21 protein-coding genes and 1 riboswitch are annotated in these 26316 nt (G+C 71.1%); of the genes, 11 read left to right on the forward strand and 10 right to left on the reverse strand.

Features of this window, described 5'->3' with window-relative positions; all coding sequences use genetic code 11:
• The first annotated feature begins 132 nt into the window (after positions 1–132).
• Positions 133–1746 (forward strand): succinic semialdehyde dehydrogenase, encoded by a 1614-nt coding sequence (locus tag ACWC1K_RS10420; RefSeq protein WP_450830097.1) that lies wholly within the window; start codon positions 133–135, stop codon positions 1744–1746.
• A gap of 28 nt (positions 1747–1774) precedes the next feature.
• Positions 1775–3556, forward strand: a complete 1782-nt coding sequence (locus tag ACWC1K_RS10425; RefSeq protein WP_450830099.1) for a GMC family oxidoreductase N-terminal domain-containing protein — start codon at positions 1775–1777, stop codon at positions 3554–3556.
• Between the two features lie 73 nt (positions 3557–3629).
• On the opposite strand, the gene ACWC1K_RS10430 is transcribed toward ACWC1K_RS10425, so the two are convergent.
• Positions 3630–4649, reverse strand: coding sequence for an LAETG motif-containing sortase-dependent surface protein (locus tag ACWC1K_RS10430; RefSeq protein WP_450830101.1), 1020 nt, complete (start codon positions 4647–4649; stop codon positions 3630–3632).
• 303 nt (positions 4650–4952) lie between these two features.
• Here ACWC1K_RS10430 and ACWC1K_RS10435 point away from each other — a divergent pair, with 303 nt between their 5' ends.
• Entirely contained in the window at positions 4953–6086 is a 1134-nt protein-coding gene (locus tag ACWC1K_RS10435; protein WP_450830103.1) for a hypothetical protein, read from the forward strand.
• Between the two features lie 566 nt (positions 6087–6652).
• On the opposite strand, the gene ACWC1K_RS10440 is transcribed toward ACWC1K_RS10435, so the two are convergent.
• On the reverse strand, positions 6653–6955 hold the full coding sequence (locus ACWC1K_RS10440; RefSeq protein ID WP_450830105.1) for a chorismate mutase: 303 nt from the start codon (positions 6953–6955) through the stop codon (positions 6653–6655).
• A gap of 317 nt (positions 6956–7272) precedes the next feature.
• On the opposite strand from ACWC1K_RS10440, the gene guaA reads away from it, so the two are divergent.
• Complete coding sequence (gene guaA / locus ACWC1K_RS10445) at positions 7273–8850, forward strand: glutamine-hydrolyzing GMP synthase (RefSeq protein ID WP_450830107.1); 1578 nt, start codon at positions 7273–7275, stop codon at positions 8848–8850.
• 19 nt (positions 8851–8869) lie between these two features.
• Here the strand turns inward: guaA and ACWC1K_RS10450 are convergent, their stop codons facing one another.
• Positions 8870–9343: a pyridoxamine 5'-phosphate oxidase family protein gene (locus ACWC1K_RS10450; protein ID WP_450830109.1), complete on the reverse strand. Its 474-nt coding sequence runs from the start codon at positions 9341–9343 to the stop codon at positions 8870–8872.
• A gap of 175 nt (positions 9344–9518) precedes the next feature.
• Here ACWC1K_RS10450 and ACWC1K_RS10455 point away from each other — a divergent pair, with 175 nt between their 5' ends.
• Complete coding sequence (locus tag ACWC1K_RS10455; RefSeq protein ID WP_450830111.1) at positions 9519–10328, forward strand: class II aldolase/adducin family protein; 810 nt, start codon at positions 9519–9521, stop codon at positions 10326–10328.
• A gap of 45 nt (positions 10329–10373) precedes the next feature.
• Here the strand turns inward: ACWC1K_RS10455 and ACWC1K_RS10460 are convergent, their stop codons facing one another.
• Positions 10374–11258, reverse strand: coding sequence for a DUF4429 domain-containing protein (locus ACWC1K_RS10460; protein WP_450830113.1), 885 nt, complete (start codon positions 11256–11258; stop codon positions 10374–10376).
• Between the two features lie 186 nt (positions 11259–11444).
• Here ACWC1K_RS10460 and ACWC1K_RS10465 point away from each other — a divergent pair, with 186 nt between their 5' ends.
• Together ACWC1K_RS10465 and ACWC1K_RS10470 are read left to right on the forward strand one after the other, a co-directional pair.
• The gene (locus ACWC1K_RS10465) at positions 11445–12734 is read left to right on the forward strand and encodes a hypothetical protein (protein ID WP_450830115.1); all 1290 of its coding nucleotides are present in this window, start codon (positions 11445–11447) and stop codon (positions 12732–12734) included.
• Positions 12735–12898: 164 nt separating this feature from the next.
• Positions 12899–13429 carry a DoxX family protein gene (locus ACWC1K_RS10470; RefSeq protein WP_450830117.1) on the forward strand — a complete coding sequence of 177 codons (531 nt, stop codon included), beginning with the start codon at positions 12899–12901 and terminating at the stop codon, positions 13427–13429.
• Between the two features lie 93 nt (positions 13430–13522).
• Here the strand turns inward: ACWC1K_RS10470 and ACWC1K_RS10475 are convergent, their stop codons facing one another.
• Together ACWC1K_RS10475 and ACWC1K_RS10480 are read right to left on the reverse strand one after the other, a co-directional pair.
• The gene (locus ACWC1K_RS10475) at positions 13523–13771 is read right to left on the reverse strand and encodes a hypothetical protein (protein ID WP_450830119.1); all 249 of its coding nucleotides are present in this window, start codon (positions 13769–13771) and stop codon (positions 13523–13525) included.
• Positions 13758–15299 carry a PspC domain-containing protein gene (locus ACWC1K_RS10480; RefSeq protein ID WP_450830121.1) on the reverse strand — a complete coding sequence of 514 codons (1542 nt, stop codon included), beginning with the start codon at positions 15297–15299 and terminating at the stop codon, positions 13758–13760. Before ACWC1K_RS10480 ends, ACWC1K_RS10475 begins: the two co-directional genes overlap by 14 nt.
• A gap of 178 nt (positions 15300–15477) precedes the next feature.
• Here ACWC1K_RS10480 and ACWC1K_RS10485 point away from each other — a divergent pair, with 178 nt between their 5' ends.
• Positions 15478–16767, forward strand: coding sequence for an ATP-binding protein (locus ACWC1K_RS10485; RefSeq protein ID WP_450830123.1), 1290 nt, complete (start codon positions 15478–15480; stop codon positions 16765–16767).
• Complete coding sequence (locus tag ACWC1K_RS10490) at positions 16767–17492, forward strand: LuxR C-terminal-related transcriptional regulator (protein WP_450830125.1); 726 nt, start codon at positions 16767–16769, stop codon at positions 17490–17492. Before ACWC1K_RS10485 ends, ACWC1K_RS10490 begins: the two co-directional genes overlap by 1 nt.
• A 17-nt stretch (positions 17493–17509) precedes the next feature.
• Here the strand turns inward: ACWC1K_RS10490 and ACWC1K_RS10495 are convergent, their stop codons facing one another.
• Entirely contained in the window at positions 17510–18571 is a 1062-nt protein-coding gene (locus ACWC1K_RS10495; RefSeq protein ID WP_450830127.1) for an NlpC/P60 family protein, read from the reverse strand.
• A gap of 438 nt (positions 18572–19009) precedes the next feature.
• Between ACWC1K_RS10495 and ACWC1K_RS10500 the strand changes: the two genes are divergently transcribed.
• Positions 19010–19363, forward strand: coding sequence for a hypothetical protein (locus ACWC1K_RS10500; RefSeq protein WP_450830129.1), 354 nt, complete (start codon positions 19010–19012; stop codon positions 19361–19363).
• On the opposite strand, the gene ACWC1K_RS10505 is transcribed toward ACWC1K_RS10500, so the two are convergent.
• Positions 19341–20336 carry a tellurite resistance/C4-dicarboxylate transporter family protein gene (locus tag ACWC1K_RS10505; RefSeq protein WP_450830131.1) on the reverse strand — a complete coding sequence of 332 codons (996 nt, stop codon included), beginning with the start codon at positions 20334–20336 and terminating at the stop codon, positions 19341–19343. The genes ACWC1K_RS10500 and ACWC1K_RS10505 overlap by 23 nt on opposite strands.
• Before the next feature lie 99 nt (positions 20337–20435).
• On the reverse strand, positions 20436–21590 hold the full coding sequence (locus ACWC1K_RS10510) for an NlpC/P60 family protein (protein ID WP_450830133.1): 1155 nt from the start codon (positions 21588–21590) through the stop codon (positions 20436–20438).
• 8 nt (positions 21591–21598) lie between these two features.
• Positions 21599–21750, reverse strand: a riboswitch (cyclic di-AMP (ydaO/yuaA leader).
• A 401-nt stretch (positions 21751–22151) separates the two neighbouring features.
• On the opposite strand from ACWC1K_RS10510, the gene pcrA reads away from it, so the two are divergent.
• Positions 22152–24638, forward strand: coding sequence for a DNA helicase PcrA (pcrA, locus tag ACWC1K_RS10515; RefSeq protein WP_450830135.1), 2487 nt, complete (start codon positions 22152–22154; stop codon positions 24636–24638).
• A 31-nt stretch (positions 24639–24669) separates the two neighbouring features.
• On the opposite strand, the gene ACWC1K_RS10520 is transcribed toward pcrA, so the two are convergent.
• Positions 24670–26130, reverse strand: coding sequence for a M23 family metallopeptidase (locus ACWC1K_RS10520; RefSeq protein WP_450830137.1), 1461 nt, complete (start codon positions 26128–26130; stop codon positions 24670–24672).
• Between the last annotated feature and the right edge of the window lie 186 nt (positions 26131–26316).

Raw genomic sequence — 26316 nt, forward strand, 5'->3', positions numbered from 1 at the left:
GTCCCCGCCGTCCCCGCACAACGCCTGATCAGCGCAAACCTTGCCAGTGAGCACTGGCGGCGTGTGTGTACTCCGTGAAGCCGCGTTACCGACGGGTACCCAAAGGCTCCGCGCCGTCATACCCTGCGCCTCATGACGGAAGCGCATGCCGAGGCCAAGACCGGCACGAACCCTCTCGCCCCCGCCCCCGAAGGCGCCCGTACCGCCGCCGACGTGGTCACCCCCGAGCTGATCGCCCAGCTCACCAAGGGCGTGGTCGGCTCCGGGCGCACCGCCAACCACACGCCGTTCACCGGCGAGAAGCTGGCCGACCTGCCGGAATCCACGCCCGAGGACGTCGCCAAGGCCTTCGACGCGGCCCGCGCGGCCCAGGCGGTCTGGGCGCGGACACCGGTCCGGCAGCGCGCGGCCGTCCTGCTCCGCTTCCACGACCTGATCCTCGCCCGCCAGGCGGAGGTCCTCGACCTGATCCAGCTGGAGACCGGCAAGGCCCGGCTGCACGCCCACGAGGAGGTCCAGGCCGTCGCGGTCGCGTCCCGTCACTACGGCCGCAGGGCCGCCGCGTATCTGAAGCCGAAGCGGCACGCGGGTGCCATGCCGACGCTGACGAAGGTCACCGAGCTGCGCCACCCGCGCGGTGTGGTCGGCCAGATCGCTCCCTGGAACTACCCCCTGGAACTCTCGGTCGGCGACGCGCTCCCGGCCTTCGTGGCGGGCAACGCGGTCGTCATGAAGCCGGACACCGAGACCTGCCTGACCGCCCTGTGGGCCCGCGACCTGCTCATCGAGGCCGGGCTGCCCGCCGATGTCTTCCAGGTCGTCCTCGGCGAGGGCCCGGTCGTCGGCCCCGAGGTCGTCAAGCACGCCGACTACGTCTCCTTCACCGGCTCCACCCGCACCGGCCGCGAGGTCGCCCAGGGCGCCGCCGCCCGCCTGGTCGGCGTCTCCCTCGAACTCGGCGGCAAGAACGCCATGCTGGTCCTGGAGGACGCCGACATCGAGAAGGCGGCCGCGGGCGCGGTCCGCGCCTGCTTCTCCTCCGCCGGCCAACTGTGCATCTCCATCGAGCGGTTGTACGTCCACGAGTCGATCGCGGACACCTTCCTGGAGCGCTTCGCCACCCGCACCAGGGCCATGCGCCTCGGCACCTCCCTCGCGTACGGCGCCGACATGGGCTCCCTGGTCGGCGAACGCCAGCTGGAGACCGTCACCCGCCATGTCGAGGAGGCCGTGGCGAAGGGCGCGAAGGTCGTCGCCGGCGGTGTCGCCCGCCCCGACATCGGCCCGTACTTCTTCGAGCCGACCATCCTCGACGGCGTGACCGAGCCGATGTCGGTCTGCACCGAGGAGACCTTCGGCCCGGTCGTCTCGATCTACCGCTTCAAGACCGACGAGGAGGCGATCGAGCACGCCAACTCCACGCCGTACGGCCTGAACTCCTCGGTCTGGACGAGGAACGGCAGCCGCGGCCGCGAGGTCGCCTCCCGCCTGCGCACGGGCACCGTGAACGTCAACGAGGGCTACGCCCCCGCCTACGGCAGCGTCCAGTCCCCCATGGGAGGCATGAAGGACTCCGGCCTCGGCCGCCGCCACGGCTCCGAGGGCATCCTCAAGTACACGGAGGCCCAGACGGTCGCCCAGCAGCGGCTCCTGCCGATGGCCCCCTCACTGGGCATGGACGACGAGAAGTACGCGCAGTTCATGAGCCGCAGCCTGCGACTGATGAAGGCCCTGCGCTTCAAGTAGCAACGCCCGTTCTCAACGAGGAGAGCACGTGTCACAGGACACCTACGACTACGACGTCATCGTCGTCGGCTCCGGCTTCGGCGGCTCGGTGACCGCCCTGCGCCTGACGGAGAAGGGCTACCGCGTAGGTGTCCTGGAGGCCGGCCGCCGCTTCACCCGGGAGTCCCTCCCCAAGAACTCCTGGGACCTCAAGAACTACCTCTGGGCGCCGAAACTCGGCATGTACGGCATCCAGCGCATCCACCTGCTGGGCAATGTCATGGTCCTGGCCGGCGCGGGCGTCGGCGGCGGCTCCCTCAACTACGCCAACACCCTCTACGTACCGCCGAAGCCGTTCTTCGACGACCCCCAGTGGCGTGACATCACGGACTGGCAGGAGGAGCTGAAGCCGTACTACGACCAGGCCCAGCGCATGCTCGGCGTACGGCTGAACCCGACGATGACCCCGTCCGACGTCCATCTGAAGGCCGCCGCCGAGCGGATGGGCGTCGGCGACACCTTCCACATGGCCCCCGTCGGAGTCTTCTTCGGCGACGGGAAAGACGCCGAGGGCAAGTCGAAGGCGGCACCCGGCGGGCAGGTCGACGACCCCTACTTCGGCGGCGCGGGCCCGGCCCGCAAGGCCTGCACCGAGTGCGGCGAGTGCATGACCGGCTGCCGGCACGGCGCGAAGAACACCCTCAACGAGAACTACCTGTACCTCGCCGAGAAGGCGGGCGCGGTCGTGCACCCGATGACGACGGTCGTGTCCGTCACGGACGACTCGCGGGGCGGCTACGCGGTGGCGACCCTCCCGACCGACGACCGCCGCAGGTCGTCGAAGGGCCGCACCTTCAAGGCCCGCCAGGTGGTCCTGGCCGCCGGCACCTACGGCACCCAGACCCTGCTGCACCGCATGAAGGCGGGCGGTCAACTCCCGTACGTCTCCGACAAGTTGGGTGAGCTGACCCGTACGAACTCCGAGGCGCTGGTCGGTGCGCAGACGGACAACCGCCGCTACCGCAAGGCGACCGGCCGACCGAAGGTCGACTTCACCCAGGGCGTCGCCATCACCTCGTCCATCCACCCGGACGAGAACACCCACATCGAGCCGGTCCGCTACGGCAAGGGCTCCAACTCGATGGGCGGTCTGTCCATCCTCCAGGTGCCGTACGCGGAAGGCTCGTCGAGGGTCATGGGCTGGCTCGCGAACGCGGCCCGCCACCCTGTCCTCGTGCTGCGCTCCCTGTCCAACCGCCGCTGGTCGGAGAAGACCATCATCGGCCTGGTGATGCAGTCGCTGGACAACTCCCTGACGACGTACCTCAAGCCGGACGGCGTCGGCAAGGGCCTGCTCACCGCCCGCCAGGGCCACGGCGCCCCCAACCCCAAGCAGATCAGGGCCGCTTCGGAGGCCGCCTCGGCCATCGCCGCCGACATCAACGGCTTCGCGGGCTCGAACGTCGGCGAACTCATGGGCACCCCCCTCACCGCCCACTTCCTCGGCGGCTGCCCGATCGGCAGCTCGCGCGAGACCGGCGTGATCGACCCGTACCACCGCCTCTACGGCCACCCCGGCATCTCGGTGGTGGACGGCGCGGCGGTCTCGGCCAACCTGGGCGTGAACCCGTCCCTCACCATCACCGCCCAGGCCGAGCGGGCGATGTCGTACTGGCCCAACAAGGGCGAGGAGGACCCGCGTCCGGCCCAGGGAGCGGCGTACGAACGTCTGAAGCCGGTGGAACCGAAGGCCCCCGCGGTCCCGGCGGACGCCTTCGGCGCGCTGAAGCTGCCGTTCCTGGGAATGCCCGCGGTGCCGCCGAAGAAGTAGCCGCCCAGGCACAGCGAAGGACCCGCACCCCCCTCCGAGTGCGGGTCCTTCTTTTCCTTGCGGTGAGCTGTTGCTACGAGGCCGCGCCGGCCCGGCGGCGACGCACCGCGAACACCGCACCGGCACCCGCGACGACGGCGACACCGCCGACCAGGCCGATCACCGGCAGGGCGGAGCTGGAACCGGTCTCGGCGAGGTTGCCGGTCGGCAGGTCGGAGATCTGGCCCTGCGGCTTCTTCACCGAGCCCTTGCCGCCCTTGTCGCTCGGGGTGGCGGAGCCCGGGTCGGTGTTGGCCGAACCGGCCTTCAGCACCTCGAAGTCGTACTGTGCCCAGCCCTCGGCGATGCAGTCCTGTCCCTCGACGTTGTCGAGGTAGGCACCGGAACCGAAGGAGTAGGCGTCGCCGGCCGGGGCCTTGGCGTCGATGCTGACGCGCAGGGAGACCGTCTCGCTCTGACCGGCCTTCAGCTCCTGGACGTAGAAGAAGTAGTCACCCGCCCAGTCGTCGGAACCGATGCGGTCCCAGGAGCCGGTCTCGGGGTTCTTGAACTCCAGGTCGACGTACGGGCTCAGGTACTTCGACTCGTCGAGCTCGTAGTTCTCCACCTCGGCGTAGAAGGCGACGCCCTCCACGGTGGTCTCCGCGTCGTTGGTGACGGTCAGCTTGAAGTTGTGGAACCCGTCGCCCGCGACGATCTTGCCCGGCAGGCCCTTGATGGCCGCGGAGACCTTGGCGCCCTCGTAGTTCTTGTCGACGTCCTCGCAGAAGGGGACGTCCGGGTCCGAGGGGTCCTCGCTCGGCTCGGCCGAGGTGGAGGAGGTGGGCTCGCCCGACTCGCTCGCGGAGGCGCTCGCGGTCGGCGTCGAGCTGGACGCCGTGGCGCTCGGGGTGGCCGTGTCGGTCGGCAGTCCGGTGTCCGTCGGCGTCGCCGAAGCCGTGTCGCTCGGCGTCTCGGTGGGGGTCTCGGACACGGTCTCGGTGGCGCCTGCGGCCGGCGTCTCGTCCGCGAAGGCGGCGGGCGCGGACAGCAGCGCGAGGGGAGCGAGGACCGCGGTGGCGGCCGCGACGCCCATGGCACGGCGAAGCTTCATGACAACCTCAAGGGAGTCCAGTCCAATGGGAGGGCTCCGCGTGTGGGGCGCGGGTGTGGCCCTTGGTTCGCATGGTTGGATCCGTGAAGCCTGTGAATGGTTGCACGGGCATTAACCGAATTCTTATGTGGCCTACGTCACTCGCTCCCGGCAGGCGGCAGTTCACGAAGCCGCCATTCTTCAGGCAGGCCGGGTCACGTACGCTCTGCTGCTCGACAGGCGATGCACATGACATCCGCCGACGAGCAACCTCGATGAGCCCCTGAGAACCCCGAAGAGCCCTGACAGAAAGGCGTTCGCGTCGTGGCCGACAGACCGTCCCCAGAGCGGAGTTCCGGTTCCGGCGAGGAGCCGTCCGTACCCGACGACGTGTGGGACAAGTTCCTCAAGGACACCGAGGCGGGGCTCGCCGCTGCCCCCAAGGAGCCCTCCGCCCGCGCCCGCATGGTCACCGAGCGGCTGCGGCAGCAGGACGCGCGCGGCGAGAGCCCGGAGAGCTGGCGCGCCGGTCCGGCCCGCCCCGAACGGCGCCGCCGCGTCTGGCCGGTGCTCGGCGTCCTGCTCGCCGTCGCCGTGGCCGTCGTGGCCGTGAAACCGTCGGTCCTGCCCGGCGACCCCTTCGGCGCGAAGGACCATGAGGGCCCCTCCGCCTCCCCGCTCCCGGCGGAGACCGCGGCCCCCACCGCCCCGCCCTCCCCGGCCGACTCCGAAACCCCCTCCCTCGCCCGGCCGTTCGCGGGCTCCCCGGCCGAGCGCTGGGCCGACGGCGCGGCGGGCATCGTCCTGCCGAAGGCGACCTCCGTCGGCACGCTCTCCAAGGCCCAGGTCGAGAAGGCCCTGCAGCAGACCAGAACCCTCCTGGTCGACGCGAACCTCGACCCGGCCACCCTGCGCGGCGAACGCCCCGCCACCGCGCTCGGCGTGATCGAGCCACAGCAGACGGAACTCCTCACGCGGCTCGACACGGCCTTGAGCAAACCGGACGAGAAGCACGACCCGCTGTCCATGTTCAGCCGCTTCGACCCGGCGGAGATCAGGCTCGTCGGTGACGTGATCAAGACCCGCGGCCGCATCACCTTCAAGGCCGGCGAACAGTCCTCCGTCGCCGTGCACGCCGACTACACCTTCGTCTACCCGGTCGCCCGCGCCGGCGGCTCGAAGGAGGTCACCCGCACCATCGTGCGCCGCGTCCTCGACATCCAGATGTCCGACCCGGCCCGCTACAAGGTCACCCCCGGCAAGATCACCATCCGCCGCTACGACCGCGACGTCGGCAACTCCGCCTGTGACGTCTACGACGGCTATCTGCACCCGGGGTTCACGTCGGACACCGCGACCGGCGCCCCTCCCACGGGCCCGACGACGGACCCGTACGACCGCAGCAAGGGCATCGACGGCGACCGCACGGAGGGCTGCGGCACGGTGTCCAGGGTCTGACCGGCGCACGGAGATCCGTCCGGTGCACGGACGTGCGAAGGGCCCCGCGGGCTTGGCCGCGGGGCCCTTCTCCGTCAGCACCGACGTCAGGGCAGCGCCGGTGCCTGGGAGCGGCGCCGGGGGGTTGCGCCGCTTGTCCTGTGTGCTCTGGGTCGCCGCCCCGGCGCATTCGGGGCGCGCGGATGGTCAAGACCTCTGACGGTACGGAAGTGCAGGCAATGCAGTTGTCCGTGGCGGGACTTGGGGGCTTTCTACGCATCGTGCTGGATGGACGGGGCGTACGCAACCGTTTGACCCAGGGTTGTGCATTTTTGCATTTTCCGCCGGTCGGCCCCGGGCGTCCCCGGGACCGACCGTTTACTTGGGTGACCGGGCTGCTGTCCCCTGCCGTCCGGCCACAACCCTGGAGTGAGGTCCCACGACGTTCGGCACGACCCGCACGTCTCATCACTCCAGCAAGCCACGCGTGGTTCTTTCGGGCCCGCGCCTGGCTGGCACGGACACCACCACCAACGAAGGGGCTCGCCGGGCGGTCACGCGCCGTACGGGTTAAAGGGGCTGCGAACTCAGATGCGACCGCGGCACAGTTCGAGCAGCGTCATGGCGAGGGACGTACCGGGCTTGCCGAGGGCCTCGCTGTAGTGGCCGAGGACCTCCATCTCGCGGGACAGGTTCACCCGCCGCCCGCCGGAGGCGATGCGGGCCTCCTGGATGACGGCGGACACGGCCATCCGTTCCTGGATCAGACCGATGATCCGGTCGTCGAGCGCGTCGATGCGCTCCCGCGCACCGGTGATCACACCGGCGGCCTCGGAGGTACGGGCACCGGTCTTGTCCGAGGCGTTCTTCTCAGCTGCGGTGGCGGTCATGTCGGGGGCTCCTCGTCGGGTGGGTCGGATGCGGTGCCCCGGAGCGGCAGGACCCGGAAAACGACAGGCGCCCCGGGCCTTGTCGGCCCGGGGCGCCTGGGAAGTCGCTTGTCAGTAGCTCAAGCAGCACGACCATGGCAGCCGGCGGGCCGGTTGCCATAGGTAAAGAGGAAGGTCGGGTGCGTGAGCATGGCAGCAGTATGCACGCGCGCCGGATCCTGTCCAACCGGGGTCCATCCACCGGACGGGAGGGGCCGGTGCGGCGCCCCGTTAGAATCGGTCTCACAGCCCTCGCCCAAACCGCCGGAAGGCACCCCGTGTCATCAGCGACCCCCGCCGCCGCCCCCGACACCGTCCTGGTCGTCGACTTCGGCGCGCAGTACGCCCAGCTCATCGCCCGTCGCGTCCGCGAGGCGCGGGTCTACAGCGAGATCGTGCCGAGCACCATGCCGGTCGAGGAGATGCTCGCCAAGAACCCGGCGGCGATCATCCTCTCCGGCGGCCCCTCGTCGGTCTACGAGGAGGGTGCCCCCCGCCTCGACCGCGCGCTCTTCGAGGCCGGCGTCCCCGTCTTCGGCATGTGCTACGGCTTCCAGCTCATGGCGCAGAGCCTGGGCGGCACCGTGGACAACACCGGCGCCCGCGAGTACGGCCGCACCGACCTGCATGTCTCGAAGTCGTCCTCCACCCTCTTCGAGGGCACCCCGGCCGAGCAGCACGTGTGGATGTCGCACGGCGACGCCTGCTCCGCGGCCCCCGAGGGCTTCTCCGTCACGGCCTCCACGGACGTCGTCCCGGTCGCCGCCTTCGAGAACGACGAGAAGAAGCTCTACGGCGTCCAGTACCACCCCGAGGTCATGCACTCCACGCACGGCCAGCAGGTCCTGGAGCACTTCCTCTACCGGGGCGCGGGTCTCAAGCCCGACTGGACCACCGGCAACGTGATCGAGGAGCAGGTCGCGGCGATCCGCGAGCAGGTCGGCGACAAGCGCGCCATCTGCGGGCTGTCCGGCGGCGTCGACTCCGCGGTGGCCGCGGCCCTCGTGGCCCGTGCCATCGGCGACCAGCTGACCTGCGTCTACGTCGACCACGGTCTGATGCGCAAGGGCGAGACCGAGCAGGTCGAGAAGGACTTCGTGGCCGCGACCGGCGTGAAGCTGGTCGTCGTCGACGCGGAGGAGCGCTTCCTGACCGCGCTCAAGGGTGTCTCGGACCCCGAGGAGAAGCGGAAGATCATCGGCCGCGAGTTCATCCGGGTCTTCGAGCAGGCCCAGGCGGAGATCATCGCGGACGAGGGTCCGGCGGTGGAGTTCCTGGTGCAGGGCACGCTCTACCCGGACGTGGTCGAGTCCGGTGGCGGCACCGGCACCGCCAACATCAAGTCCCACCACAACGTCGGCGGCCTCCCCGAGGACCTCGAGTTCCAGCTGATCGAGCCGCTGCGCAAGCTGTTCAAGGACGAGGTCCGGATGGTCGGCCAGGAGCTGGGCCTGCCGGAGGAGATCGTCCAGCGCCAGCCCTTCCCGGGCCCCGGCCTCGGCATCCGAATCGTCGGCGAGGTGACCAAGGAGCGGCTCGACCTGCTCCGCGACGCCGACGCCATCGCCCGCGAGGAGCTGACGCTGGCCGGCCTCGACCGGGACATCTGGCAGTGCCCGGTGGTCCTGCTCGCGGACGTCCGCTCGGTCGGCGTCCAGGGCGACGGCCGCACCTACGGCCACCCGATCGTGCTGCGCCCGGTCTCCTCCGAGGACGCCATGACGGCGGACTGGTCGCGCCTGCCGTACGACGTCCTCGCGAAGATCTCGACCCGCATCACCAACGAGGTCGCGGACGTCAACCGGGTCGTCCTCGACGTGACGTCGAAGCCGCCGGGCACCATCGAGTGGGAGTAGGCCCCCGCGGTGAAGGGGCTCAGGTGCGCTTGATCGTGCGCAGGGTTTCACCGGGCTTCCAGACCTGGACGACGAGGTACTTGTCGTCCTCCACATAGGTCCGCACGACCTCGGTCAGCTCGGTACGGAAGAGGTGGAACGGCTCCGGCGGTTCCACCTCTTTGCTGTACGCCGCCTTCGCCGCGCCGTCCTCGACGCCGATCGCCCGCCCGCCGATCCGCACGTCGCCGCCGCCCATCGTGGTGCCCGGCCCCGGATTGGCCTGGAGCGCGAAGCGCGGGTCGCGGTTCAGATCGAGGGCCTTGAGCGAGTCCGGCATCATGCCGAGCCACAGCTCACCGTCGAGAAAACGGACCTCCAGGCCGGTGGTACGCGGGGAGCCGTCCTTGCGGAGAGTGGCGAGAACGTGGTGGGTGAAGGCGCCGAAGCGTTTCTCGACGGTCCGGGCCAGGGCCGGTTCGGCGGCGAGGAAAGCCGCCCAGTTCGCTGTCATACGGCGAGTGTGACGCCGATACCCGACATCTCCTGTCGGGTATGCGTGGGGGCGCCACTTCTGTGCGTGCGCCCCCGGAACGGTTGCGCGCGTCATCTTTACAGAACATCTCTGTTCTCCTGAGCTGACCGACGGTAACTTCCGCCCCGTAGAGCAACCCAGTGCTGGAGGAGACATGCACGGGACCCCCGGGAGCGGGCCCACCCCGCCGCCCGCCCTTCCCAGCGACCGGCTGCGGTTCGCGATGCCGCCGATGCACGACTCTCTCGACGACGAGCGCCGGCATCGCAAGGAGCGGCTCGCGGGCGCGCTGCGGATCTTCGGGCGGCTCGGCTTCGAGGACGGCGTCTCGGGCCACATCACCGCGCGCGACCCCGAATACAGCGACTGCTTCTGGGTCAACCCGTTCGGGATGCCGTTCAAGCACGTCACCGTGAGCGACCTGGTGCTCGCCAACTCCGAGGGACAGGTGATCGAGGGCCGCTACCACGTCAACCAGGCCGCCTTCACCGTGCACGCCCAGGTCCACGCGGCCCGCCCGGACGTCGTGGCCGTCGCCCACTGCCACTCGGTGCACGGCCGCGCCCTGTCCGCGCTCGGCGACCTCCTGGACCCCATCACCCAGGAGAGCTGCGCCTTCTACGAGGACCACGCCCTCTACGACGCCTACACCGGCGTCGCCGTCGACGCCGAGGAGGGCCGCCGTATCGCCTCCGCGCTCGGCACCCGCAAGGCACTCGTCCTGCGCAACCACGGGCTGCTGACGGTCGGCGACTCGGTGGACGCGGCGGCCTGGTGGTTCCTGTCCATGGAACGCTCCGCCCAGGTGCAGCTCACCGCCAAGGCCGCCGGACGCCCCCTGCTCATCGACCACAGGGCGGCGGTGGCGACCCGCGAGCAGCTCGGCGGCGACCTGGTGGCATGGATCAACTACCAGCCCCTGTGGCAGGACATCAGCCGCAGCGAACCCGATCTGCTCAGCTAGGCCCTGCCGTTTGGATCAGCTCGGCGTCGCGGGGTCTGGCACGGCCTAGAAGCCCCGCAGTACGGCCGCCTTGGTCATCGCGAACTCCTCGTCCGTGAGCACCCCTTCCCGGTGCAGCTCGCCCAGCTCCCGCAGCCGCCGCAGGAGTACGTCGTGGTGGTCGGCCGCGGGCGGCACGGCTGCCGTCGGCTGCCGTCGCTGCGCCTGCTCGCCGCCGCCCCGGGTGGACGGATGCGGCAGCCGCGCGGTGATCGCGGTGGCGACGAGCGCCGTGAGCAGATCGCGCCGGGCGCTGCCCCACAGGTCCAGGGCGTACGGGTCCTTCTCCGGCGGCAGCTTGGAGAACACCGTCTCGCGGGTCACGAAGCGCAGGAAACCGTCCTCGTAACCCGAGTTGGGCAGCCACTCGACCTGCACGAGGTCGCCGAGGGCGATGATCCGCGGCCCGGTCGCCCGCTTCACCCGGTCGGAGGTGTCGGCCCAGTCGATGCGCACCTGGGTGCCGTCGAAGGAGACCGTGCCGTCGGAGGACCGCACCGACACCGGGACGGGCGGCCCCGGCAGCAGATACGCCTTGGTCGGCTCCTTGGGGATCTGGTCGAGCAGCAGGGCCTGGCGGATCTCCTCGGCCACGTACTCGGCGACCCCGGCCCGGTCCACGTCCACCACCAGCCGGTACGGGTCGGCCGGATCCGGCAGCCGCCCGCCGGTCGCCTGGAGCAGCGGATCGGCGCCCTCGCGCAGCCGTATCCGCAGCCGTCCGCGCTTGCGCTCCGGTTCGAAGACCACGCCCGCGACGGCTTCGAGGGGCACCGCGACCTCCCCGTACGTCTGCCGGAACAGCGGCACGGAGCGGTGGAGACCCGGCGTGATCCTGACCATGGTGCCGTCGAAGGCCCAGGTCCCGTCCCGCTGGATGATCTCGGCCATGGGGAAATTCTCGCAGCCGGGTCAACACGGTGGCCGCACTTCACCCCGGGCTGACCGGACCTGGCGGGCGGGGGCGGCGTGGCGTAGGGCACAATTCGCTGTCATCACACGGGTGTTGCAGGGCGGCGGCCGACTGCTGGACGGGGCCGCCGGCCATAGGGGCTGCGGGGAAGGCGGGCGGCGGACGTGGCGGTGCAGGAGGCGAGAGGCGGCGCGGACGCGGGCGCCCGCGGAGGTGCGCACGGCGGTGGCTGCACCTGCGGGGACTGTCCGCACGGGGCGCGCGAGGGACACCGGCGCGCGGTCGCCGAATTTCTGCTGATGCGCGACGGTTTCGCGGCCGGACAGGGGCTGCCGGCCGCGGTGGCGCACTCGGCCTCCGCCTCCCGCCAGTGGGTCTCGGAGGAGCTCGCCCAGTCCGCGGAACTCGTCGCCGAACGCGGCCGCGCCGAGGGCGAGGCCTGGCTGGCCCGTCTGTGGCGGCGGACGGTGTGCGCGGTGTGGGCGCTGGTGGTGCTGTTGCTGGTGGTGCAGTCGCTCACGGCCATCGGCGCGGGCTGGACCACGGCACGCACGGCGGGTCTGCTCGCGGCCGTGCTCGTGGGTGGTGTGCTGACCGCCGCGTCCTGGTTCCACCGGGCGCGCGGCGGTGTGCTGGCGCCCGTCGTCGGTGAGGACAACCGACTGTCCACCTCCCGCACGGTGGCGGCGGCCTGGGTGCTGTTCGTCGCCTACGCGGTGCTGGTCCTGGCCGCCCGGCTGGCCGCGGCCTCCGACCATGCGGAGCGCGACGACGTGATCTCCGGTCTCGACCTCGCCCGCGGCGCCGGTGTCGTCACCGTCCTCGCCGTGGTGTGCGGCATCGCGGTGCTGGTGCGGCGCGTGGTGGGGCTGCGGGTCCTCGGCCAGCGGCTGCAGAAGGTACGGGCGCACCGGCCCCGGGCGGCCGACCTGCTGACCGACGACTCGGGACGGGGCACCTTCGCCGACATCCAGTACGTCGTGATCAGCACCGTCGCCGTCCTGTTCGCCGCGGTACGGCTGGCCCGCCGCCCGGACCAGCTGCCGGACCTTCCGTGGGGTCTCGCCGTGGTGGTGCTGGTGTCGGCGGCGACCTATGTGGCCGGCAAGTACGCGGAGGGCGGCCGCCCGGTGATCCTCTCCGTGGTGCGCGCCCGGGAGGCCGGCGACCTCGACGCGCCCATCCGCACCGGCGACGACATCGAGATCCGCGGCGCGGGCTTCGTCCCGCCGGGTGCCCAGGGCGCCGACCGGCTGACGCGGATGGTGGTCCGCATCGGCACGGTGAACGTCCATGTGCCCCTGGTCCCCGTGACCGGCGGCTTCAGCAACCCGACGGACGCGACACTGACCGTGCCCGTGCCGGCCGAGGTGGAACCCGGGAGGGTCGAGGTGCAAGTAGTCACGGCGGCGGGGGTAGAGACGAATCGGTACGCGATCGACGTGACGGACTGAACCGATCCCGATGGACCGAACCGATCCTGACGGGCTGAAGGGGACACCTCCTCTCCACGCGGGGCACGGGCGCTGAAATCGGCACGAACGCATTGAGCGCACCGTCCCTGACGTACGTATCGTCTGGTGAGGGGTCCCGGCACCGCGGGCGAGAGGCGACAGCGATGACTCACGGCATGCGCACGGAAACGCACACCCCGTACCTCGACGGCGATCGGAGCTGGCGCGACTCCGCCACCCGCTACGCCCTCCTTCCGCTCCGCGTCTTCCTCGGCGTCACCTTCATCTACGCCGGGCTGGACAAGCTCACCAACAGCGCGTTCATGAAGAGCTCCGGTTCCGGGTCCATCGGCGAGATGATGCGCAACGTCCGCGACTCCTCCGCCATCCCGGCCATGGTCGACATGGCCCTGAAGAATCCTGTGGGGTTCGGGTACGCCATCGCCCTGGGTGAGCTGGCGGTCGGCATAGGTACCCTGATCGGCCTGTTCGCGCGCCTGGCGGCGCTCGGCGGCGCACTGATCTCCCTCAGCCTGTGGCTGACCGTGAGCTGGCAGTCCGACCCGTACTACTACGGCAACGACCTCGCCTATCTGATGGCCTGGCTCCCCCTCGTCCTCGCGGGCGCCGCCACGTTCTCCCTGGACGCCGCCCTCCGCGCGCGGCGCAGGCAACGGGCGGCTGGTTACCGGTAGCTCCTGGTAGGCGGGGGCTGCCGGTGGCGACGCCGTACGGGGCACGACCGGGGTCGTGTTCCTCGGCGGGAGCCACCGCCCCCGGAGTGCTGGTCAGGTTCCCGGCGCGTTCAGCTGTGCCTCACTCGCCCCCTTCCCTGACACTGCCGTCCTGCGTTTCCGTACGCCCCGCGCCACTGCTCCCGCCACGCCGGCCAGGCAGAGGCCGCCCGTGACGAGGGGGATCACCGCGAACCACGGTGTCTCCCACAGTCCGCCCGCGTCACCGGCGTAGAGGGCGCCCGCGAGGGCGAGGAAGACACCGGCGACCAGCTTCCCGGGCTGGAACTCATGACGCAGCACGGCTCACCTCCGCCTGTCCCAGACCGACCTGGAGCTCGAGGTCGAGCGTGCCGGTGTTCTTGCCGCCCGAGACCGGCGACAGGGTTGTCTCCTTGTGCTTGCCCGGCTCCACGTCCACGTCTCCTGGTTTGTCGCCCGGCAGCTGGATATCGCCCACCCCCACGTCGATGCTCAGCTTCACGGTCACGTCCTTCGGCACGATCACCTTCAGCCGGCCCAGGCCGACGTCGGCTCTCGTGCTCACCGTCTCGCCCCTGGCCGGGTGCAGCCGGCTCAGGTCCAGGGTGCCGACGCCACTGCCGACGTCGTACTTCTCCCGCACATCGGCCACCGCGGCCGGCTGCCAGGTCGTGCGTGTCCAGTGCGTGCCGACGTCCTTGGGCAGGGCCGCCGAGCCGGCGAGCAGGGCCGCCGTGATGATGGCGAGGAGGACCGATCCCGCGCCCGTACGCCCCAGGAACGCGCTGACCGCGATGCCCAGGCCGAAGACCAGGAGCGCGCAGGACAGACCGGTCTGCAGGCTGGTGCCGAGCGCATGGTCGCCCCAGGTCAGCCCGGTACCGAGGCCGCCCGCGAGCAGGGCGAGCAGGAAGACCCAGCCGCCGATCCAGCGCGGGCCGCGCGGTCTGGGCGCGGGGGAGCGCGGTGTGCGGAGGTCCGCGCGGTTGGTCCAGGACGTGCCGAGGCTGATGTTGACCGCCGCCGCGATGTCCCGGTCGCGGGAGTCCCGGGGGCCCCACAGATAGCCGGTGCCGCCGACATGCGTGCCGTCCTTGACGATGGGGTCGCGCCACCAGGAGGGGTAGGCGGCGGGGGCCGGCGGTGCCTGGGCCTCCGGCGGGGCATCGGCGACGGCCTGCGCGGCCAGCGGGTCGGGGTCGGGGGCGCCGCGCTGCCGCGACCAGTACCCGGCGCCCGCGAGAAGCAGGGAGAGGACGACGGCGAAGGCCAGCACCCCGCCGTTCTTCAGCAGCGACAGGAACACCCCGCAGCCGACCAGCGCGAACATCACCGCGGTCAGCGCCTGGCCGTCGACGCGGCCGGTCAGCAGCTTGCGGACCTCGTTCTCCTCCTCGTCCTCGTACGGGATGAGGAGCCAGGCGAAGCCGTAGAAGAGCAGGCCGATGCCGCCGGTCGCGGAGAGCACCGCGAGGGTGATCCGGAAGATCACCGGATCCATGTCGCACTGCCGCCCGAGCCCGGCACAGACCCCGGCGAGCACCTTGTACCGGCGGTCGCGGCGGAACCTGCGGGGAGCCTCGGTGGCCTCCGCGCCCGCACCCCCCTCTGCCTGCGTGCCCGCACCCCCTTCTCCTTCTCCCCGCGCGCCCGCCCGCCCGTGCGCGCGCGAGCCCCCGCCCGCGTCGGCCCGGGCGCCGACGCCCGGGTCCGCTCCCGCACCGGGCCCCGCCCCGGCGGCGGGTGCGGCGTCCGCGGCGGGCCCGGCATCCTGCGGCCCGGCGCCCGGAGCGGGGCGCGGGCCGGAGGCGGGTCCCGGACCCGTCGCGGCGCGCTCGTGATCTGTCATGTGTCCATGGTGACGGGCGAGCCGCTCCGACGGGAGTCGGTACGACCCTGGCCGGACCCTGATATCACCCCTGAGCCGGCGCCCGGGAACCGTTCGACGGGCCCGGGTTCGAAGATCAGGGGTGTCTAGGGGACCGACCCTGATGCCCCTGTCCGCCGACCGTGTGAGTATCGGTGGCATGCCGGAAGCCGCTGCAGCGCCACTCCTCGAACCGCGGCCGCCGCGCAAGCTCTACCGCAGCAGCGACGGACGCTGGCTCGGTGGCGTGGCGCGGGGGCTCGCCGGGCATCTCGGGCTGCCGGTCATCTGGGTGCGGCTCGTGTTCGTCGGCCTGTTCATGGCGGACGGCCTGGGCGCGCTGCTGTATGCCGCGTTCTGGTTCTTCGTGCCGCTCGGCGTCGGCGGCGTCGGCGGCCAGAGACCCCCGTCGCTGGTCAGCACCGAAACCTCGCCGGACGGCCGGCGCAGACTGGTCGCCCGCAAGCCGGACAAGGGCCAGATCGTCGCCCTGCTCCTGATGGTCGTCGTGGCCATGGTCTTCGTGGGCAATGTGAAGGTGGGCGGCGGAGCCAAGGCCTACCTCTGGCCCGCCGTCCTCGTCGGCGCGGGCGTCGCCCTCGTCTGGCGCCAGGCGGACAATGCCCGCCGGGCCCGCTGGGTGGAGGTCGGCAGCCGCCGCCGCACGCTCACCCTGCTGCGCGCGGCGGGCGGTGTCCTCCTCGTCACCGCCGGCGTCTCCGGCATGTTCGTGCTCCAGGGCTCCGCCGCCCATCTCGGCTCCGTCCTGCAGGCGGCCCTCGCGGTCCTCGTCGGGATAACGCTCCTCGCGGGCCCCTACCTCGTCCGTATGACCCAGGACCTCTCCGAGGAGCGCCTGATGCGCATCCGCGCGCAGGAGCGCGCCGAGGTCGCCGCCCACGTCCACGACTCCGTGCTGCACACCCTGACCCTGATCCAGCGCAACGCGGAGAACGCGAACGAGGTGCGCCGCCTCGCCCGCGCCCAGGAGCGCGACCTGCGCACCTGGCTCTACAAGCCCGAGGGCACCGGCAAGGACGAGGCCGACGAACCCACCGACCTGGCCGACGCGGTGCGGCGCAACGCCGCGGAGGTGGAGGACAAGCACGGCGTCCCCATAGAGGTCGTCATCGTCGGCGACTGCCCGCTCGACGAGAGGATCGCCGCGCAGATGCAGGCCGCGCGCGAGGCGATGGTGAACGCCGCCAAGTACGGTGGCGAGGGCGGCGCCGTACAGGTCTACGCCGAAGTCGAGGGAAAGACCGTCTTCGTGTCGGTCCGCGACCGCGGCCCCGGCTTCGACCTGGACTCGATACCCGCCGACCGCATGGGCGTCAGAGAATCGATCATCGGCCGCATGGAGCGCAACGGCGGTACGGCGCGGCTGCGCGCGGTGCCGGACGGCGGCACGGAGGTCGAGCTGGAGATGGAGAGGGCGGAGAAGACGTGATGAGCGACCCGACCGAGGCGAACGCGGAGCCTGTGGAGCCGACGGCCGACGGGGGCGCGGGCGAGCGGCACGTGCGTGTGGTCCTCGTCGACGACCACCGTATGTTCCGTACGGGCGTCCAGGCCGAGATCGGCCGGACCGACGAGACCGGAGTCGAGGTCGTCGGTGAGGCCGCGGACGTCGACCAGGCGGTCACGGTCATCACCGCGACCCGCCCCGAGGTGGTCCTCCTCGACGTCCACCTCCCGGGCGGCGGCGGCGTCGAAGTCCTGCGCCGCTGCGCCGCGTTGATGGCGGACACCGAGCAGCCCGTCCGCTTCCTCGCGCTGTCCGTGTCGGACGCGGCGGAGGACGTGATCGGCGTCATCCGGGGCGGCGCGCGCGGCTACGTCACCAAGACGATCACCGGCACGGACCTCGTCAACTCCATCTTCCGCGTGCAGGAGGGCGACGCCGTCTTCTCCCCGCGCCTGGCCGGCTTCGTCCTCGACGCGTTCGCCTCCACCGACGCCCCGCCGGTCGACGAGGACCTCGACCGTCTCACCCAGCGTGAGCGGGAGGTGCTGCGTCTGATCGCCCGGGGGTATGCGTACAAGGAGATCGCCAAGCAGCTGTTCATCTCCGTGAAGACGGTCGAGTCCCATGTCTCGGCGGTCCTGCGGAAGTTGCAGCTGTCGAACCGGCACGAGCTGACACGGTGGGCGACGGCGCGACGGCTGGTGTGAGGGCCTCCGTCCGAAGCTCACACCACCCGCGTGGCTCCCGCGAAGGGCATCTCGTCGACCGGCGCGATCTTCACGGGCTCCGACGGGTTCGGGGCGTGGATCATCATCCCGTTGCCGACGTAGATGCCGACGTGGCTGATGCCGGAGTAGAAGAACACCAGGTCGCCCGGGGCCAGTTCGGAGCGGGAGACCCGGCGCCCGGCGTCGATCTGGGCGTAGGTCGTGCGCGGCAGGGAGATGCCCGCGGAGCGGTAGGCGGCTTGGACGAGCCCCGAGCAGTCGAAGGCGTCCGGGCCGGTCGCGCCCCACACATAGGGGCTGCCCAGCTTGGAGTACGCATACGAGAGGGCCGCCGCGGCACGGGAGCCTGGCGCCTCGGCGGTCGCCGTTCCCAGGGACACGAGGCCGTCCCGGCCGCCCTCGGCGGACCGTGAGGCGCGGTTGCCGCCGTCCCCGAGCCGGGCGCGCTCCGCAGCCGACAGCCGGGACACCAGCCGCCGCGCCGCATCCAGCTTCCCGGTGATCGTCTTCTCGTCCCGCTTCAGCTCCGCCTGCCGCGACCTGAGCCCGGCCAGCTCGATGCGGGCGGCCCCGCGCAACTGCTCGATCTCCCGCAGCTGTTCCCTTACGTCCGCCACGGCCGCCGCCTGCCGGGTGCCCGCCCGGTCGACGAACTCGGCGCCCTCGAGATAGTGGTCGGGGTCGTCCGACAGCGCGAGTTGCAGCGCGGGGTCGAGACCGCCGTCCCGGTACTGGGCCGCGGCCATCGAACCCAGCTCGTCCCGGGCCGAGTTGAGCCTGTCGGTCTTGCGCGCCGCCTCGTCCCGCAGTGTCGCCAGCCGCCGCTCCGCGGCGTCGGCCTGCTCCTTCGCCCCGTCGTACTTCTCGGTGGCGGCCTCCGCCTCCTGGTACAGCTTGTCCACCTCCGCCCTGACCTGCGTCGGCGTCAGGTCCGGCTCGGCGTGCCCGGTCCCGTCGAAGCCCGTCGCGGTCGCCGCGCCCGCCACGGCGATCGTGAACGCCGTCCGGGCCGGACTGCCGCTCAGCGAGCGCCGACTGGGCCTGCGGTGCGCTGCCACGTGGACTGCCCGTCCTTTCGTAGGACCGCCCGTTCCGGGGCGGCTTACGCGTCCGGCGGCGGCCCGCACAGGGGGAGCGGGCCGCCGCCGGACCTTCTCGGCGGTGGTGGCCGACTGCCGCCCCTGGCCCGGGCGGCGGTGGGGAGCCGGTCACCTGGTGGAGGACGCTAAACCTGTCTGTGTCGGCTGGGTAACGCGATGTGCGGAAGTGCCCTCGGCGGATCGCCGGCTGACCGTATGCGGCCGTGATCCAGGACTCGCGCCGTCGACTTCACGCAGTGCGCTGACCGATGTGGCGGTTCCGGGACCCGTACGGAAGGCGGAGTGCTATGGGCCGCATATATGCAGGAGCCACCGATGGCATAGATGCAGGACCCACCGATGAAGGCCGGGGCCGGTGTCCGGCGCCCCGTGCGCCCCTGTTTAAGCTCCCGCCTCATGGACGTACTCATCCATCTCTTCGTCGGCCTGCACATCATCGGCATCGCCGCGCTCCTCGGCGGCTTCTTCACCCAGATGAAGGCGATGGGCCGCGGCGAGGCCCGCTTCGTCCCGGCGATGCTGCACGGCGCGCTGACGATGCTGGTCACCGGCGCGATCCTGGTCGGCCTCAACCAGGCCGACGACCATCACGTCAACAACATCAAGATCGGCGTCAAGCTGGCCCTGCTGATCGTGATCCTCGGCCTGGTCTATGTGAAGCGGGACGAGGAAAAGATCGACAAGAGCCTGTTCGGACTGGTGGGCCTGCTCACCACGGCGAACATCTTCATCGCGGTGCTGTGGACCTGATGCCGGCACGGGCCGCGGCGACGGCCCCCGCGGCGACGGCCAGCCACGCCGCCACCGCGACCCACAGCAGCACCTGCCCGGGCCCCCTGAGCCACGGGGCGTCGAGGGCGGCCGCGACGGACAGGACGGCCGCCGCCGTCATCCCCAGCGCGAAAACGGTCGCCCAGCGGCGCACGTCGTAGCCGCGTCGCGGCCGGACCGCCTCGGCGACGAGCAGTACGGCGTACCAGGCCAGGTCGAGTACGAGCAGCGCCGCGGTGACGGCGCGCAGCACTCCGCGGTCGTCGTCGTTCCACAGGTACAGGCGCGCGCTGTCGGCCAAGACCAGCTTCGATCCTGCGAGCGCCGAGATGGCGAGCGCGCCGCCCGCCACCCACTGGTCGCCCGGCCCTTCGGTCACCTGTCGCAGATCGAAGAGGGCCAGCACGCAGCCGTAGAGGACGAGCCCGAGCCAGAACAGCGCGAGTGCCGCGTGCGCGAGCCATGCCGACGCCCGGGCCGCGGCGAGCGTGGCGCCGAGCACCGCGAGCCCCTGCGTGGCCACGCAGCACAGGAACACCGCGCCCGGCATACGACGCCGCCAGTGCCGTGCGACCTGCACCAGCAGCAGCGGCCACAGCACGGCCCCCAGTGCGAGCAGGGCCTCCGCGAGAGTCTGCCGTCCGAGGGCGCAGAACCGGGTCCCGAGCACGGCGGTCGCCGCGACGGCGGTCAGCGCCCCCGGCGTCCCCGCCTCCGTCCGCCACTTTTCCGGTTCCCGCACCAGACGGACACCGAAGCCTGCCGCAAGCACCACCCAGGCGACACAGGCCAGGCCCAGGGCGACCCGCGACAGCACCTCGTATCCCGTCAGATGCAGTCCGAGCGACACAATGCCGGTCGCCATCACGGCGGCCCCGGCCGCCGGCGAACGCCGCGCCCACCAGGCGCGGAGGAAGGTCGGGCCGGCCTTGGGGCCGGTGCTGCCGGGCATGGGGCCGATGCTAGGGAGTGCGGCGCGGGTTGAGGGCGGGCCACGCGCGCGTGCGTCACAAACTGCCCCGCACGCGCGCGTGCTCTGCTCCCCGGTGCCTCAGGCGGGCCGCACCACACTGTGGATGATCGATGCGCCGCCGTAGTAGACCGACTCCTCGCGGACGTAGGCGCCGGGCTTCGGGGCGTGGATCATCATGCCGTTGCCGATGTAGAGGCCGACGTGGCTGATGTCGTCGTAGAAGAAGATCAGGTCGCCGGGCTGCGCGTCGGTGAGGGAGACCGTGGTGCCGGCGTTCACCTGGTCGTAGGTGGTGCGCGGAAGGTCGACGCCCGCGGCCTTCCAGGCGGCCTGGGTGAGGCCGGAGCAGTCGTAGGAGTCGGGGCCGGTGGCGCCCCAGACGTACGGCTTGCCGATCTGGGCGCGGGCGAAGGCGAGCGCCTTCTCGGCCTTGGTGGCGTACGAGGAGTCGCCGGCGGAGGTGGATCCCGAGCCCGCGGAGGAGCCGCTGTCCCGGGCCGCGGCCTCTTCCTTGGCCTTCTCCGCCGCCGCCTGCTGCTTCGCCAGCTCCGCGGCCTTGCGCGCGGCCTCCTCCTCCTTCTGCTTCTGGACAGCCGCGAGCCGCGCCTTCTCCTCGGCGGTCAGCTTCGACAGCAGCGCGCGCGCGTCGGAGAGCTTCTTCTGCACCGTGGACTTGGCGGTCTGGAGGTCGCTCTGCGTCTCGGTGAGCGTCTGAAGGCTCCTGGAGGCCTCCTCGCGCTTCTTCATCGTCGCGGACTGCTCGGTGAAGTAGTCGTCGACCGCGCTCTTCTGGCGAGAGGTCAGCCGCCCCATGAGCTGCGTCTGGTCGAAGTAGTCCTGTGGGGAGTCCGCGAGCAGGAAGGTCGCCGTGTCGGGTGCGGCGGCTCCGGTCCGGTACTGGGCCGCGGCGAAGGAACCGAGCTGCTCCCGCTCCTCGTTGAGCTTCTGCGTGCGCCTGGCGACGTCGTCGAGGAGGGTGTCGACGTTCTTGCGCTGCTTCGTGGTCTTCTCTTTGGCCGCGTTGTACTTCTCGGTGGCCGACTCCGCCTGGCGGTAGAGGTCGTCGACCTTCTTCTCGACCTCTTCGAGGCTGGGCTTGCCGTCGGCAGTGGGGGCGGCGTTCGCCGACTGGGACAGCAGGGCCACCGAGGTGAGGGCGGCCGTGGCGAGGGCGGGGGTGCGTATGCCTGCTACGCGCGTACCCGCGGGGCGCGACTTGCGGTGCGACGCCAAGGGAGGCGACTCCTTCCGTCTTCCGCCTACCGAGTTAGCTGTCGGGTTCGGGCGCGTGCTTCGGAAGGGTTGCCCTACGGTCCGTGCCTCGAAAGGGAGGACCGATTCACCCCAAGGTCGGTGTGGGTCCCCGGCTCCGGATGCGCGGCGGCGCCCCGGACTCGGCGGAGGCCGCGCGGCCCGGCGACGTTCGCCGGTGGGGGTCGTGCGGCCTGCCGGAACGGTAGCCAACTCGTGTGGCCCCTGTGAAGGATGATGTTCGATATGCCCGATACATTTTCGTGACCTTTGGTCAGCGGGCCGCACGCAGTCGTCAGTTCGGGAGGAAGCGTGGCGTCTTGTCTGTGTTTTTCCGGAGTGGCGACATCTGCCCGCTTCGGTAGCTGTCTCGGCCTGTTCAATTACGGGCTGTGACGGCACGGTTCTGGAGGGAAACCTCGCGGCCAGGTCCGGAAGAATCAGGGATTCCGCGGCCGGCGGGGGCTGGGGAGTCAGTGGATTCCGGCGATGTTCTCAGGGCGGCGGCGGGCTGTCAGTGGGGCGCCCTAGACTCGGAGAGCGATGAGCAGCCTCTTTGACGACAGCTTCCTGGCGAACCTCCAGGCCCCCCGCGGGCACGAGGAGGAACCTCCGCCGCCGCCCGAGGACGATCACGGACCGGAGCCGGTCCCGGACGATCTGTTCGGCGGGAAGTTCGACGTGCCCCCGGACCGGGAGGCCTACTACCGCAACGGCGCCCCCCGCCCGGCGATCGACCCGGCCGCGCTCCTGGACGGGCTGAACGAGAACCAGCGCGCGGCCGTCGTCCACTCCGGCACCCCCCTGCTCATCGTGGCGGGCGCCGGCTCCGGCAAGACCCGCGTGCTCACCCACCGCATCGCCTACCTCCTGGGCGAGCGGAACGTGCATCCGGGCCAGGTCCTCGCGATCACCTTCACCAACAAGGCCGCGGGCGAGATGAAGGAGCGCGTCGAGCAGCTCGTCGGCCCGCGCGCGAACGCGATGTGGGTGATGACCTTCCACAGCGCGTGCGTGCGCATCCTGCGCCGGGAGAGCAAGAAGCTCGGCTTCACCTCGTCGTTCTCGATCTACGACGCGGCCGACAGCAAGCGCCTGATGGCCCTGGTCTGCCGCGACCTGGACCTCGACCCCAAGCGCTACCCGCCGAAGTCCTTCAGCGCCAAGATCTCGAACCTCAAGAACGAGCTGATCGACGAGGAGGACTTCGCCGCCCAGGCCGCCGACGGCTTCGAGAAGACCCTCGCCCAGGCCTACGCCATGTACCAGTCGCGGCTGCGCGAGGCGAACGCCCTCGACTTCGACGACCTGATCATGACGACGGTCAACCTGCTGCGCGCCTTCCCGGACGTCGCCGAGCACTACCGCCGTCGCTTCCGGCACGTCCTGGTCGACGAGTACCAGGACACCAACCACGCCCAGTACGCGCTCGTACGGGAACTCGTCGGCACCGGCGCGCACGACGAGGACGTACCGCCGAACGAGTACGACCTGCAGCCCGCCGAACTGTGCGTCGTGGGCGACGCCGACCAGTCGATCTACGCCTTCCGCGGTGCGACGATCCGCAACATCCTCCAGTTCGAGGAGGACTACCCGGACGCGACGACGATCCTGCTGGAGCAGAACTACCGCTCCACCCAGACGATCCTCTCCGCGGCCAACGCGGTCATCGAGCGCAACGAGTCCCGCCGCCCCAAGAACCTGTGGACGAACGCGGGCGCGGGCGCCCGCATCACCGGCTACGTCGCCGACACGGAGCACGACGAGGCCCAGTTCGTCGCCGACGAGATAGACCGTCTCACGGACGCCGGCGAGACGAAGGCCTCGGACGTCGCCGTCTTCTACCGCACCAACGCCCAGTCCCGTGTCTTCGAAGAGGTCTTCATCCGCGTCGGCCTGCCCTACAAGGTCGTCGGCGGTGTCCGCTTCTACGAGCGCAAGGAGGTCCGGGACGTCCTGGCCTATCTGCGGGTGCTGGCCAACCCCGAGGACTCGGTGCCGCTGCGCCGCATCCTGAACGTCCCCAAGCGCGGCATCGGCGACCGCGCGGAGGCGATGATCGACGCCCTCGCCCAGCGGGAGAAGATCAGCTTCCCGCAGGCGCTGCGCCGCGTCGACGAGGCCTACGGCATGGCGGCGCGGTCGGCCAACGCCGTCAAGCGGTTCAACACGCTGATGGAGGACCTCCGGACGATCGTCGAGTCCGGCGCGGGCCCGGCGACCGTCCTGGAGGCGATCCTCGAACGCACCGGCTACCTCGCCGAGTTGCAGGCCTCCACCGACCCGCAGGACGAGACCCGCATCGAGAACCTCCAGGAACTCGCCGCCGTGGCCCTGGAGTTCGAGCAGGAGGCGGGCGAGGGCGAGGAGTCCCCCGGTCTCGCCGAGTTCCTGGAGCGCGTCGCACTGGTCGCCGACTCGGACCAGATCCCCGACGAGGACGAGGACGGCTCCGGAGTCATCACCCTGATGACCCTGCACACCGCCAAGGGCCTCGAGTTCCCGGTGGTCTTCCTCACCGGCATGGAGGACGGCGTCTTCCCGCACATGCGCGCCCTCGGCCAGACCAAGGAGCTGGAGGAGGAGCGGCGGCTCGCGTACGTCGGCATCACCCGCGCGCGTGAGCGGCTGTACCTGACCCGCTCCTCCCTGCGCAGTGCGTGGGGCCAGCCGTCGTACAACCCGCCCTCCCGGTTCCTGGAGGAGATCCCGGCACAGCACGTCGACTGGAAGCGGACGGGCGCCGCCGCCCCGGTCTCCTCCGGACCGGCGTCGGCCGTGGCGTCCTCGCTGTCTTCCTCGCGCTCCCGTTCGTCGGCGTCGGGTGCGTCCGGATTCGCCACGAGCCGGGCCTCCGAGAAGCCGGTGGTCTCGCTGGCCGTGGGTGACCGGGTCACACACGACCAGTTCGGACTCGGCACGGTCGTGGCCGTGAAGGGCACGGGCGGCAACGCCGAGGCGACGATCGACTTCGGCGACACCAAGCCGAAGCGCCTGCTGCTGCGGTATGCGCCGGTGGAGAAGCTGTGACAGGACCCAGGGGGCGCGGCCCCCGGGTCTCCTAAGTCGGGTCGAGCCCGTGGCTCCGCAGCCACGGCAGCGGGTCGATCGCCGAACCCCCGCCCGGCCGGACCTCGAAGTGCAGATGCGGGCCGGTCGAGTTGCCGGAGTTCCCCGAGTACGCGATCGGGTCGCCGGCCTTGACCGTCGTACCGGAGGCGACGCGATAGCTGGAGAGATGGCAGTACCACGTCTCCGTGCCGTCCTTCGCTGTCACTATCATCATGTTCCCGTACGCACTGTTCCACTCTGTGCGCACGGTGCCGTCGGTCGCGGCCATCACCGTCGTGCCGTACGAGACGGGGAAGTCGATGCCGGTGTGTACGGACATCCAGTTGATGCCGGCCTGCCCGAAGTAGGCGCTGAGCCCCCTCTGGGTGACCGGAAGGACGTACTTCGGGCGCAGCCGCTCCTTGCGGGCCGCCTCCGCTGCCGCCTTCTTCTTCTCGGCCTCCTGCTGGGCCTTGAGGTCGATGCGCTCCTGCGTACGGCTGGCCCGGTCGGCGAAGTCGTCGGCGCCGGCGGAGAGGCTCCGGAGCTGGGTGTCCAGCTTGTTGTTGGCGGCGGATGGTTTCACCGCATGTGCGTCCGACGCGGTCGTCGAGGTGCCCTGGTCGCCGGTGAAGGTGCCCACGGAGGCGGCGGCGATACCGGCCACGCCCATCACACACGCCGAGGGCACGGCGATGGTCAGCAGCGCGGACCGCTTGGCAGGCGCGCGACGGCGGGAGCGGGCCCCGCTGCGGGAGCCCGCGCGTGAGACCGGAGCCGACCTGACCTCTTCCTGCTCGTCGAGGAGCGGGGTCACCGAGGGCAGCTCTCCGGTGGCGTTCGACTGGCCGTCGTCCGGGAGGGATTCCTCGTACGCAGCGTGCTCGGCCTGCTGCTCGTGGTCGTCGGCGGTTCCGGCGGGCGCGGCGGTGCCGTCGGCCTCGGGGCCCTCGGAGTTCCACTGTGTGGCGTCGTACGCCCCGGTGTCGAAGGCCTGGGTGCCCCATTCCCACTGCTGGGTCTGATCGGCGGTGCTGCCCGAGTGGTCGGGCTGCAGCCAGGCGTTCGCATCCCACTGGCCTGAGACGTCGTGCCCGGTGGCCTGCGGTGGGATGACGGGAAGCGGCTGGTGGTCGGCGGCCCAGAGGGTCGTGTCGTACACACCGGTGTCGTAGGCGGCATGGTGCTGTGCCGCGTACGCGTCGTAGTTCAGGGTCTGGTGGCCGCCCGTGGCCCACTGGCCGGAGTCGTACGAACCCGTGCTCTCGCCCGGGAGGCTGCCGAACAGGGGGTCTGCGGCGAAGGTCGCGGTGGCGTGGCCGCCGGTCGCAAAACCACTGGAGTCGTAGCCGCTGTACGTGGTGAAGTCGCCGTACTGGGCTTCCTGCGTGCCGTACGACGCGTAGTGCGCCGAGGCGGCATCGGAAGCCGGAGCCGGGGTCATGGTCCCCGACGGGTGACGGTCGTTCACCAACTTCTCTTTCGCCTCGACAACAGGGGCTGCCAGAGCAGTGCGGTGACTGTACCCGGCGGTATACGGGCTCGACAATCTTCAACAGGTTTCGTGCGCGCAGGAAACGGGCATTCGGCCGTGTTTCGGGGGACGACGGGCACGGCTTTGGCCCTGTGTTCGAAGAATGTTCGAGGCCAAATGGCT

It is taken from the genome of Streptomyces sp. NPDC001492 (assembly GCF_053597275.1).

Excerpts from the sequence above, each read along its gene's own strand:
- ACWC1K_RS10480 (WP_450830121.1), bottom strand. The coding sequence starts at position 15,299 with ATGACAGATCACGAGCGCGCCGCGACGGGTCCGGGACCCGCCTCCGGC.
- pcrA (WP_450830135.1), top strand. The coding sequence starts at position 22,152 with ATGAGCAGCCTCTTTGACGACAGCTTCCTGGCGAACCTCCAGGCCCCC.
- ACWC1K_RS10440 (WP_450830105.1), bottom strand. The coding sequence starts at position 6,955 with ATGACCGCCACCGCAGCTGAGAAGAACGCCTCGGACAAGACCGGTGCC.
- ACWC1K_RS10420 (WP_450830097.1), top strand. The coding sequence starts at position 133 with ATGACGGAAGCGCATGCCGAGGCCAAGACCGGCACGAACCCTCTCGCC.
- ACWC1K_RS10505 (WP_450830131.1), bottom strand. The coding sequence starts at position 20,336 with ATGCCCGGCAGCACCGGCCCCAAGGCCGGCCCGACCTTCCTCCGCGCC.
- ACWC1K_RS10490 (WP_450830125.1), top strand. The coding sequence starts at position 16,767 with ATGAGCGACCCGACCGAGGCGAACGCGGAGCCTGTGGAGCCGACGGCC.
- ACWC1K_RS10450 (WP_450830109.1), bottom strand. The coding sequence starts at position 9,343 with ATGACAGCGAACTGGGCGGCTTTCCTCGCCGCCGAACCGGCCCTGGCC.
- ACWC1K_RS10460 (WP_450830113.1), bottom strand. The coding sequence starts at position 11,258 with ATGGCCGAGATCATCCAGCGGGACGGGACCTGGGCCTTCGACGGCACC.
- ACWC1K_RS10470 (WP_450830117.1), top strand. The coding sequence starts at position 12,899 with ATGACTCACGGCATGCGCACGGAAACGCACACCCCGTACCTCGACGGC.
- ACWC1K_RS10485 (WP_450830123.1), top strand. The coding sequence starts at position 15,478 with ATGCCGGAAGCCGCTGCAGCGCCACTCCTCGAACCGCGGCCGCCGCGC.
- ACWC1K_RS10430 (WP_450830101.1), bottom strand. The coding sequence starts at position 4,649 with ATGAAGCTTCGCCGTGCCATGGGCGTCGCGGCCGCCACCGCGGTCCTC.
- ACWC1K_RS10455 (WP_450830111.1), top strand. The coding sequence starts at position 9,519 with ATGCACGGGACCCCCGGGAGCGGGCCCACCCCGCCGCCCGCCCTTCCC.
- ACWC1K_RS10500 (WP_450830129.1), top strand. The coding sequence starts at position 19,010 with ATGGACGTACTCATCCATCTCTTCGTCGGCCTGCACATCATCGGCATC.